The following is a 10,540-nucleotide window of genomic DNA, read 5'->3' as shown; positions in this document are numbered from 1 at the left end:
CGCGGGGGGGGCCCCGCCCGCGCCCCCCCCCCCCCCCCCCGACCAGGGCGCCCCGCCCGCCAACCCCGCGTAAAAGGTGACCTGGGACAGATCCAGGACGAGCAGGCCGGTGCTGCGGTCGAGGGTGTCGATCAGTCGCTGGCGCAGCCGGCGTGAAGGGCGTCCAGGCGACCCCGCCGGATATTCCTTGGACTCGTCGCGTGAGCTTTCCCTCAGTTAAGGGCGGGGCGGCCGCTTCGGCTTCGGTGCCGGCTACCTAGGCCGGGCCACGGCATCGCCCCTATCGGGACGGGCGGATGCCAGACTGTGAGAAGTGGGCAACGCGATCCTGGAGCGAGAAGACGAACTGGCGGCGCTGGGCAGCTCCGTCCGCGACGCCGGTGACGGATCCGGCACGGTGGTCCTCATCTCCGGCGAAGCAGGGATCGGAAAGTCGAGCCTGGTCGAGGCCATCCGCGGAGTGCTGCCGGCCGAAGGCCGGCTCCTCGTCGGCTACTGCGACGACCTGGTGACGCCGCGGGTGCTCGGCCCGTTACGGGATCTCATCGGCAGCGTCGGCACGGTGCTGACCCGGGCGCTGGAGCGCGGTGACCGGGGCGAGGTGCTGGAAGCCCTGCGCGACGAACTCGGCTGGGCCGGCCACCCGACCGTACTCGCCGTCGAGGATGTGCACTGGGCCGACGAGGCGACCTTCGACGTGCTGCGCTACCTCGTCCGCCGGGCTGCGCAGCTGCCGCTGGTCCTGGTGCTGACCTACCGCGACGACGAGCTGAGCACTGACCATCCGCTGCGGCACCTGCTCGGACTGGCCTCGCGAGTCGGGCCGGTCCGCCGGCTGCGCCTGGCTCGGCTCACCGAGGCCGCGGTGCGCCGGTTGAGCGCCGCCGTGAACGCCGATTCCGATGAGGTCTTCGCGATAACCTCGGGCAACCCGTACTTCGTTGCCGAGGTCCTGGCCTCAGGCGACGCGACGACGGTGCCCCTCACGATCGCGGACGCCGTCCAGGCCCGGACAGCGCATCTCGACCCGGCCACCTTGGAGATCCTCGAACGGCTCGCCGTCGTACCGTCGGTCGTACAGCGCTGGCTCGTGGAGGTGCTCGTACCGGCGGGTCCGGCGGCACTCGCCCCGGCCGAGCAGCTCGGCCTGATCGCGGTCACGCCGAGCCGGGTGGGTTTCCGCCACGAGCTCACCCGGCGCGCGGTGGTGGACTCGATGCCGGCCGCGCGCCGGATGGCGGCCAATCGCAGCGTGCTCGCCGCGCTCCTGGCGGGGCCGGGAACCGACGTGTCCCGGGTGGTGCATCACGCGGCCCAGGCGGGCGACAGCGCCGTCATCGTCCACTACGGGCCGATCGCCGCCCGGGAGGCGTCGGCGGCTGGGGCGCACCGGGAAGCGGCGGCCCATCTGAGGCTGGTGCTCGACCAGCACCCGATCCTCGAGCCACGAGCCGAGGCGGAGCTGTGGGAGGGCTTCGCCATCGAGTGCTACACCATCGACGCTCCGGCTAGCGACGCGCTGGCGGCCCAGCGCAGGGCCGTCGAGCTGCGGCGCGGTGACGACCCACGTGTCTACGGGGCTTCCCTGCGCTGGCTGTCACGGATCTGCTGGTGGGCCGGTGACCCGGACGGGGCGGATACGGCGGCCGACGAGGCGATCGCCGTCCTGGCCGCCGCCGGCGACGACGGCCTGCTGGCGATGGCGCTCAGCGGCAAGGCGCAACTGCACGCGCTGGTGGGGCGCAACGCCGAGGCCATCGTCGTGGCCGAGCAGGCCATCGCGCTCGGCAAGGACACGCCCGCGACCCTGTCACACGCGCTCAACAATCTCGCCATGGCGCTCTGGGGGACCGGTGACGCCCGCGCGCGTTCCACCATGGAGGAGAGCCTGCGGATCGCGCTCGCCGCCGACGAGCCGGAACACGCCTGCCGCGCCTACGTGAATCTCATCCTGTACGACCTGGAACTCCTTCATCTCGACGACGCCAGGCGGCTGCTCCCCGAGGGCATCGAGTTCGCCGAGCGTTCCGACTTCGTGATGTTCACGCGATATCTTCAGGTGGCGTTGGGGGCGTTGCATTTCGCAAGCGCCGAGTGGGACCAGGTCGTGCCGGCTGCGGCGTACGCACTCGACAGCTCCCCGCCGGTGCGATGCGCCGCGATGACCCTGATCGGCCGTACCCGGCTGCGCCGCGGCGAACCCAGCGCGGTGGAGACGCTGCGTGAGGCGTGGCAGATCGCGCTACCCCTACGCGAGTGCCAGTGGATCGGCCCGGCCGCCGCGGCGCTGGCCGAGGCGGCCATGCTCGCCGGCGACGCCGGTGCCGCCGCCGCCGAATTGACCGAGGCGTACGAACTGGCCAGCCGGTTCGGCACGCCCGCCATCCGGGCGGAACTGGCCTACTGGCTGGGCCGCGCGGGCCGCCCCGTCGGCGGGAACGGGCTGGACCATCCGTACGCGCTGCTCGCCGACGGCCGCCGGCGGGAGGCCGCCGACGCGTGGCGGGCGGCCGGCTGCCGGTACGAATACGCGGCCGCCTTGGCCGACAGCCCCGAGACAGCGGACCAATTGACCGCTCTCGCCCTGCTGGACGAGCTGGGTGCCGAGCCGCTGGCCCGGCTGGTCCGGGCACGCCTGAGAAGCCTCGGCGTGACCCGGATCCCCCGCGGTCCGACACCGGCGACCCGGGTCAACCCGGCAGGGCTGACCGAACGCCAGAGCGAGGTCGTCCAGCTCCTCGCCCTGGGCATGACCAACGCCGAGATCGCCGCCCGGCTTGTCCTGTCGGTGCGTACCGTGGACAGTCACGTCGCGGCGGCGCTGGACAAGCTCGGCGTCCGCACCCGTAAGGAGGCGGTCGCCCGCGCCCGCGACCTCGGCGTCCTCGATCCGCGGCGATGAGCGCCGACAGCCGTTGAAGGGAGCCCGCCCGAATATCGGGCGGGCTCCTGCCCGGCGGAAGATCAGGTCAGGTCAGCCGGTGGGAAGGAAGCACTGCGCCAGGGCGACCAGCTTGGTGTCGCGGAGGCCATGGGAGTTTCCGCTGGCGACCCAGCCCTCGGCGCCCGGGAGTGAGTCGAGAATCCTTCCCTGCTGTTCGGTGCCGTCCGGCTTGGACAGGTACACGCCGCCCGAGATCATGGTGTACCCCGGCTGGCACGGAACGTGGACGATCTCCTCCCTGGCGGTGATAGGGAGCGGGATGGAGGTCTGCTCGACCTGCGCATCGCCCAGCGGTGCGCACTGCGTGGTGATGACGAGCTTCTCACTGAGACTCCCCGAGAAGACCTTCATGGTCCAGCCGGTGCCGTCAGCGGTCACCGTATTGGAGTACATCGCGTTGCCTTTGGTGCTGAGAGCGCCCTCCGGAGTCCGTAAGGAGCCACCACCGCCGAACGCGCGCATCCCGGACGGGCAGGTCACCACGCCCCGGCGATTGCCCCGCGCGTCGGGGAAGAAGTCCTGCGTGAGTGAGACCCAGCTAGACGAGCTCAGGCCGGGGACCTGGGCCGTCGGCAGACAGCCGACGACGATCTCCAGGAAGGCACGGCTGGCCGTACTTCTGAGACGGCCGACGGCCTCCGCTCCCGAGAAGTCCCGGAGCGGGGTGATGGCGGCGAGGCCAGCGTTGCCCGCGGCGGAGGAGACCATCCGGGTGCCACTTGGGCAGAGCGCCGTGCCGCTCACCACCGTGTCCGGCGCGCCGGAGAAGACACGCTTGATGTATTGGATCTGGAATGCCGCGGCCGCCGATGAGGCCGGAGCGGCGGAGGCCTGGCCGGCGACGAGCATTCCTGCGGCCGCGACCACCGCCGCAAGGACGATACGAACAAGGTTCATGACGCTTCCTTCAGGATTGGCACAGCGGGTTCATGCCGCGAAAGGAGTTCAGCACTTCGGTGCTCTGGTCAGGCTCTTGCGAAGGATTCGCTGAACGACATATCGCAACATGACCCGCTTCTTACATCGGCGAGTCTGCGGCCGGCGGACAGGTGCGACATCGGTAGTCGATACCGAGATCGGCCCCGGCGGCCACTGACCGCCAGGCCGCCCGCGGAGGCCATCGGGTTGTGGTCGTAGAGGCAAAGTCCCAGGGGCATCCACGAGTTGCCTTGGATCGGTGTTGGGCTGACCAAAGATGCGGGCGGTCGCTGGCCGCCGCCCTACTGGGATCGGTGTCGCCGATTTCAGCGGCGCCGCGTGCACGCAGATCGCGGCCAAGCGCAAGGAGCAGACGGGCATCTACGCCCCCTGCAAACAGGCCCAACGTCTTCCTCGGCCTTCCTCCCAAGCTCTACTGTCGTTTTCGTGTCGCAGCTTGCTGACACTCTCGGGCTCTGGCGCTGATCTTGTTGCGTTTCAGATGATCAAGACTCGTCGGCGGAGTAGGTCGAGGTTGGCTCGGCCGTACATGCTTCTCTTAATCATCTTCAGTCGGTTCACGGTGCCCTCCGTGGGGCCGTTGCTCCAGGGCAGGGTCAGGCCGGCGGTGACGGCGGCCTGATCGCGGGTGAGGCTGGTCGCGAAGCTGTGGAGGGCGGGCAGGCCGTCGGCCCGGACGGCATCGATCCAGGTCGGCAGCCTGTCTCCGTCAAGATTCTGGATCATGTTGGCGAAGCTGCCGACATGGTGGCGCGTGGCCTCCAGCTCGGGGCAGCGCGCGAGGATGTTCTTGAGCTGCACGGCAGCGCCCGCGGTCAGGTGGTCGGGATCGGACATGATCCAGCTGGCGACCTTGCGCGGTTTCGGGGGTGTCGGCGCGGTCGGTGGCGGGCCCGTCCGTTCACGCAGCTGGGCGACGTAGCGTTCGACGGTGCGCGGACTGCCGCGCCAGCCGAGGAGTTCGATCTCGCGGTGCAGCGCTCTGGCATTGTGGATCCCGTCAGCGAAGCGCTGGTGCAGGTGGTCCCTGAACCGGTCCAGACGGCTCGTACGGTTGTTGGCCCTGCCCAGGTGCTGCTCCAGGGGCGTGCCGGCGAAGCGGTAGACGGTGCGCGCGCTGATCCCGAGTTCGCGGGCGACCTGGGTACGGGAACGGCCCGCAGCCAGCAACTCGAGGATCGCGGCGTGGCGTTCTCGATGCCTGCGAGCCAGCGGGTACTCGATCGGCGGATCCGGCTCCGATGGCGGGCCGGCCTCGTCGCACCGTTCCTCGGTTACGAGGTCTTCTACCAGTGGCGGCTCGGGCAGGCAGGCAGCGTGGGCGGAGACCGTCTTCTCCACCGCCGCGCCCAGGTTCGCCCACAAGTGCCACCGGTCGGCTACCTCGATGGCATCTGGTGCGCCGACCCGGGCGCCGTTCGCGTACGACCCGGCACGGTCCCGGCAGATCACCTCCACGCCGGGACGGTCGGCCAACCATGCGGCCAGCGTTGCGGCGTCGCGGCCAGGGAAGATATCGATCGGCCGGTGGGTCGTCATGTCGATGATCAGAGTTCCGTACACGGCGCCCTTGCGTAGTGCGAAGTCGTCGACCCCGATCACCGTCGGCGCCGCCGCGGGTGGCTCGGGCAGTGCGCGGATCAGCCGGATCAGTGTGTCTCGGCAGGTCGGCATGCCCAGCTTCGCGGCCAGCCGGGATCCGGCGCGGCCGGCCAACGCCAGCGCGATCGCGGCCAGGCGGTCGGTCAGCCCGGCAGTGCGCCGCGCGAACGGCGCGGTCAGGCCGGGTATCTGCTCGGCAAACGTCGCCGCACCGCATCCGGGATCATCGCAGCGGAATCGTCGTACGTCGGCTTCGATCCGCACCGGCCGACCGGAGATCGGCAGATCGGCCAGCCTCCGGCGGTAGCCGCCGTGCGTCCTGGCCGATATGGTGCCGCAGCTCGGGCAGGTGGCTGTGGAGGCCCACCGCTCGGGTCCAATGGTGCGACGTTCGGCGGCGTCGTGCGTGGTGTGCGCGGTGGCCAGCTCTTGGTGGCGCTGGCGACGTACGGCCAGCAACAGCGTCACCGCGGCACCGACCCCGGCACCGGCCGCCAACGCGGTCCGCACCGCCTCGATCCGAGCCGACACCTGCTCGGCGAGGGTGGGCAGCTTGTCCAGGTCCTGCAGCAGCCAGGTGCTGATGCCCCAGACCGCCGCACCGACCAGCAGCGCCACGGGAAGAGCCCACCACCACATGGAGCGCCGCGGCCGTAGCTCGGGCGGACGCCCGGACGATGGGGAAGAGCGCCGAAAAAGGCCCATGCCCCCATTCCATCCGCCGGACATCCTCGTCGAGGCGAATTGCTCACATTGCTCAGCGCCTTCACCGTGACCTGCGCGACGCCGGTACCGCTCCCGGCGGCTGCTTGTTCATTTTGCCGTTCATCTTCGGCCGTCCCCTGCTACCGTTCAGGTACCTCGCGCGTGACGTTTGATGAACGGAGGTGCTTCGCCATGGCGCTCATCGGACTGGTCCGGGTCAGCACCGACAAGCAGAAGACCCAGCGGCAGCATGACGCCCTCGATCCGATCTGCCTGAAGGTCATCGAGGAGAAGGCCAGCGGCAAGCTCGCCACCAGTGACCGGCCCGACCTGCTCACCGCGCTGTCCTACATCCGCGAAGGCGACCTGCTGACCGTCCAGGAAGTCGACCGGCTCGGCCGCAACCTCCTGGAAGGACTGATCGTCCTCAACGACCTGTTCCAGCAAGGCATCGGCGTCAAGGTCCTGGAGGGCATCGGCACCGGCGAGCACACTGAACGCTCCTTCATCCTCGACCTGGCCCTCGCCCTGGCGGAGGACCGCCGCCGCGACATCGTCCGCAAGACCAAGAACGGCCTGGAGACGGCCCGAAAGCAAGGCAAGGTCGGAGGCCGCCGCCCCGTGGTCGACGACGACAAACGCGCCGCGATCCTCGACCGTCGCCGGCGCGGGGAATCCATCCGCACCATCGCCGCGGGGGTGAAGGTCTCCGTCGGCGTCGTCCACAAAACCCTCGCAGCCGCTGCTGAGGGCAACCTCACTGACCAGCCCCCGACTCCCTGAGGAGCACGCCGTGACGCTGCCGCAGATCACGTTCGACGACCCGCGCGTGCTGGCCCTGGCCAAGGCCCGCCAGCAGTTCGCCCACGACTGCACGTTTCTGCCGACATGGGAAGAACTGACCGAGGAGGAGCGGAAGAGCGCGCTGCCCGACGCTCGCAACTACCTGGTGGCAGCGATCAACGCCGGGCTCGTCCCAGCGGTGGAACTGATCCACACCGGTCCACTCGCCGACCTGGGCAACATCAACCGCGAGATCGAGCGGCAAGCCACCGCCATGGCCACCGCGGCCGCCGACCTTCCGCTGCTGCTCTACCGGTTTCGCACAGCTCCCACCGGCGGGATGAGCGTCGGGACTGTGCTGAACAAGCTGGCCGAGACCGTCGAACACGTCGGCGAGTTCGCCCGCGAGTTCGGCGAACAGAACTGGGGCGACATGGACGAAGACGAGACCGCAGACTGGCGCAAGGTCCTCGCGGACCTGGAAGCCGCCGCCGCGACCTTCCGCCGCGCTGTGAACCTCATCGGGTAAGCCCAGGCGCGTTCCCTTTATGCGAGGCGGCCGAAGATGTGGTTGGCCGGGGATTCGGGATCGTCGCCGTAGAAGAACTCGGAGGAGGCCTTGTGATATTCGGCTCGTGACAGGGCTCCGGATGTGTCGAGGTCGAGCGCGTTGAACACCTCCGCGACTTCATCGTCGCCGGCCCGGCCAGTGCTGCCGAAGATGTGGATGAACTCGGTGAGGCTGATCGCGCCGTCGCCGTCACCGTCGGCCAGGTCGAAGAAGCGGTCGGCGACCGGCGCGAGCTCCTCGGGGTAGCGGGTACGGTCGGCGAAGGTGGTGGTGAACGTCTGAACGACCTCCGCCGAGGTCACCTTGTCGTCCTTGACGGCGTCGGCGGGGGCGAGCACCGACTCCCAGAACCGGTGCAAGGTCTCGTGCATCTCTCGTGCCTGAAGGGAGTCGGGGGGAATGCTCCTGGCCTGCAGATAGCGTTCGCCCATCAGAACGACGTCCTGTCGCGTGATCGCGCCGTCACCGTCGAGGTCCGCGGCGTGGAACCAGCGCTCGTACTTGCGTGTGCGCAGTTCGCTCATGGGGCTCACGGTAGATCGGCATCAGCGGTCCGGCCAGGCCTATTCCGTGGGCGCGCGCCGGCGCTCGCGCCTGGCTCCCGGCAGATTGTGATGGTAGTGGATGAGGCGCCGGACAGGGAGGAGGCCACACAACACCCTGTCGAGCGGCCACCCAAGGTCCTTCGACCTCTGGCCAGCCCGAAATGGTCAGGTTGCGCCGTGGCCGCAGACTGCCAGACGCACTCTCTTGCCAGCGATGGGGCATTGCCGGACACTCAAGGCCGCTGACAAGCTTCGCGGCAGGTCATCCTACAGCTAGGGACGTGATCGCATGCCCGATGAAAGCACCAGCCAGGACCAATCCCGCGCCGAGACCGACGCCCTCGCCGCTTGGCAGGCCGTGCCGTACTCCGTCTCCCGCGAGGAGGCGCAACGCATCTCCCAGGACTACCTGGACGCGGCCCGCAAGAAATTCGAGGAGCAGACCGGCCAGCTTCCTCACGCCAGGCAGAACACCGCCCGCCAGACCGAAATGCAGCTGAACGCCACCGGCGCGCAGGCCTACACCAACACCTATTGGTGGGGCTTCGAAATCGTCCTCAACGCCAAAGCCGCCGAAGCCGCCGCCGCCATCTCAGAGTTGGTGGGGGATCTCGTCGGGCTGTTCCTCCCCAAGAATGTCGCCTTGTTGGTGGAGAACGCCTGCAAGGTCCGCGCGGCGGTCATCCGGGTCATCGGCAAGGACTACGGCTGCCGGCTGGTATCGCCCTGGTTCTCCCCGCTGATGCTCATCCCCATCCCCCTGGCCCCCAAGCAGGACACCTCACTGTGGTGGACGGTCATGAACGCCGCCAACCGCTGGAGCCAGGACGAGAAATTCACCGGCCACCTGTCCAAGGCCAATCCGGCGCTGGCGGAGTTCCGCGGCAAGCTGTACTGCGTGCACCGCGGAGACGGGGACGACAAGCTGTGGTGGACCGTCTACGACCCCGAGCGCAACGACGGCTGGAGCACCGACACCGCCTTCCCCGGCCACTTCAGTGGCGACGGCCCGGCCCTGGCCGTCTACGGCGACCAACTGTTCTGCGTGCACCGCGGCGCCGGCAACGACAAGAGCCTGTGGTGGACCCGCTTCAACGGCACCAGCTGGAGCCCCGACACCCGGATGAACGGCGCGACCAGCCGAGGCCCGGCCCTGGCGACCTTCTGGGGCATTCTGTACTGCGTTTACAAGGACAGCAACAACGATCGGCTGTGGTACACCGGTTTCGGCGGCGCCAGCTGGGGTGACGACAGGTTGCTCGGCGCGCACAACACCGCCTCCAACCCCGCCCTGGCGGTCTACAACGACCGGCTGTACTGCGTGCACCGCGGCGGCGGCAACGACCAGAGCCTGTGGTGGACCCGCTTCGACGGCAACCACTGGGGCCCCGACACCCAGCTGCCCAACCATCAGAGCCGGGAGGGGACGGCCCTGGCCGTCTACAACAACTTCTTGTACTGCCTGCACCGCGGCGGCGGCAACGACCAGAATCTGTGGTGGACCCGCTTCAACGGCACCAGCTGGAACGCCGACACCCGGCTGCCCGGCCACATGAGCGCCCAAGGCCCCGCCATCGTCGCCTACAGCGATCCCAACGGCACCGAAACCCAGCTCTTCTGCGTCCACCGCGGTGCGTAGAAGCGCCGCTAAGCACCGGCACAGCGCCATCAGCGATCTCCTGACGCCTTGCTTCGTCTTGCCGTTGCACGAAGCGGGGCCAGAGCGCTGCCGCCGGACCACGCCCGCCTGACTCGAGTTCGGCCACCGACACCTCGGGCCGGAACGGTCGATGGCGGGCCACTTGCTCATCTGAGTATGTCTTCGGCTCCCCTTAAGAACCTGGCCTGGACAACGGGAAGAGGATCAATTTCAGGTCCAGCGACACCCTCTTACCGCCGATGTGAAGCAGGCTGCAGCGCCGCGCCGAGCGTGCCACCGGGAATGATCCTCCCGTTCGCGGCCAGTTGCACTGCGGTGGCCGCCGCCTGCAGCATTGCTTCCTGACGCGCCGGGCTCAGCCGCTCGTACGGCCGCCAGAGGTTCAGGCCCGGCCGGAGGCAGGGTCGACGTCGGCCGGCGGCAGGGGGACGCGGGCGCGCCGGTCGGTGAGGAACACCGGCCCACTTCGGCGGCCGTCCAGCAGGCGGGGCAGCAGGCGGGCGGTGGGCGTCTGCCAGACGATGACGTCGACGGCGCCGCCCTTGCGCTTGACCTTGGCGCGGCGGTTGCGCTGGTCGAGGTTGCCGGCGTCGAGGGCGAGGACCTCGGCGGCCCGGGCCGCCGATTCGTACAGCAGCCGAAAGAGCGTCCGCTCGCGCAGCGGCAGGCGCTGGCGGGTGAGCAGGGCCTCGATGAGGTCGCGGTCGAGGGCCTTGGTGCGGTCGGGGGTGCGGGCGCGGCGGCGGATGCGGCGCAGCGGGTCGCCGGTCAGCCAGTCCTGGTCGCGCCAC

At 69.4% G+C, this 10,540-nt stretch carries 8 protein-coding genes; 4 read left to right on the top strand and 4 right to left on the bottom strand.

Going from position 1 to position 10,540, the window contains the following annotated elements:
• Positions 1-313 precede the first annotated feature (313 nt).
• Complete coding sequence (locus tag AB0I15_RS66210) at positions 314-2,902, top strand: AAA family ATPase (protein ID WP_358120903.1); 2,589 nt, start codon at positions 314-316, stop codon at positions 2,900-2,902.
• Positions 2,903-2,974: 72 nt separating this feature from the next.
• Here AB0I15_RS66210 and AB0I15_RS66205 read toward each other — a convergent pair whose 3' ends face one another.
• The gene (locus AB0I15_RS66205; protein ID WP_358120901.1) at positions 2,975-3,811 is read right to left on the bottom strand and encodes a hypothetical protein; all 837 of its coding nucleotides are present in this window, start codon (positions 3,809-3,811) and stop codon (positions 2,975-2,977) included.
• Positions 3,812-4,360: 549 nt separating this feature from the next.
• Complete coding sequence (locus AB0I15_RS66200; protein WP_358120898.1) at positions 4,361-6,103, bottom strand: ISL3 family transposase; 1,743 nt, start codon at positions 6,101-6,103, stop codon at positions 4,361-4,363.
• A gap of 279 nt (positions 6,104-6,382) precedes the next feature.
• Here AB0I15_RS66200 and AB0I15_RS66195 point away from each other — a divergent pair, with 279 nt between their 5' ends.
• Together AB0I15_RS66195 and AB0I15_RS66190 are read left to right on the top strand one after the other, a co-directional pair.
• Positions 6,383-6,973, top strand: a complete 591-nt coding sequence (locus AB0I15_RS66195) for a recombinase family protein (RefSeq protein ID WP_358120896.1) — start codon at positions 6,383-6,385, stop codon at positions 6,971-6,973.
• Between the two features lie 10 nt (positions 6,974-6,983).
• Complete coding sequence (locus AB0I15_RS66190; RefSeq protein ID WP_358120893.1) at positions 6,984-7,502, top strand: hypothetical protein; 519 nt, start codon at positions 6,984-6,986, stop codon at positions 7,500-7,502.
• A gap of 17 nt (positions 7,503-7,519) precedes the next feature.
• Here AB0I15_RS66190 and AB0I15_RS66185 read toward each other — a convergent pair whose 3' ends face one another.
• On the bottom strand, positions 7,520-8,068 hold the full coding sequence (locus tag AB0I15_RS66185; RefSeq protein WP_358120890.1) for an EF-hand domain-containing protein: 549 nt from the start codon (positions 8,066-8,068) through the stop codon (positions 7,520-7,522).
• Positions 8,069-8,378: 310 nt separating this feature from the next.
• Between AB0I15_RS66185 and AB0I15_RS66180 the strand changes: the two genes are divergently transcribed.
• Positions 8,379-9,728: a hypothetical protein gene (locus AB0I15_RS66180; RefSeq protein ID WP_358120887.1), complete on the top strand. Its 1,350-nt coding sequence runs from the start codon at positions 8,379-8,381 to the stop codon at positions 9,726-9,728.
• A gap of 403 nt (positions 9,729-10,131) precedes the next feature.
• On the opposite strand, the gene AB0I15_RS66175 is transcribed toward AB0I15_RS66180, so the two are convergent.
• A partial coding sequence (locus tag AB0I15_RS66175; protein ID WP_358120884.1) for a tyrosine-type recombinase/integrase occupies positions 10,132-10,540 on the bottom strand: 409 nt, incomplete at its 5' end.

Origin of the sequence: Nonomuraea sp. NPDC050643, assembly GCF_040654715.1 — a bacterium.
Taxonomy (GTDB): Bacteria; Actinomycetota; Actinomycetes; order Streptosporangiales; family Streptosporangiaceae; genus Nonomuraea.
This window is presented reverse-complemented; position numbering and strand designations above follow the sequence as displayed.

Excerpts from the sequence above, each read along its gene's own strand:
- AB0I15_RS66180 (WP_358120887.1), top strand. The coding sequence starts at position 8,379 with ATGCCCGATGAAAGCACCAGCCAGGACCAATCCCGCGCCGAGACCGAC.
- AB0I15_RS66185 (WP_358120890.1), bottom strand. The coding sequence starts at position 8,068 with ATGAGCGAACTGCGCACACGCAAGTACGAGCGCTGGTTCCACGCCGCG.
- AB0I15_RS66195 (WP_358120896.1), top strand. The coding sequence starts at position 6,383 with ATGGCGCTCATCGGACTGGTCCGGGTCAGCACCGACAAGCAGAAGACC.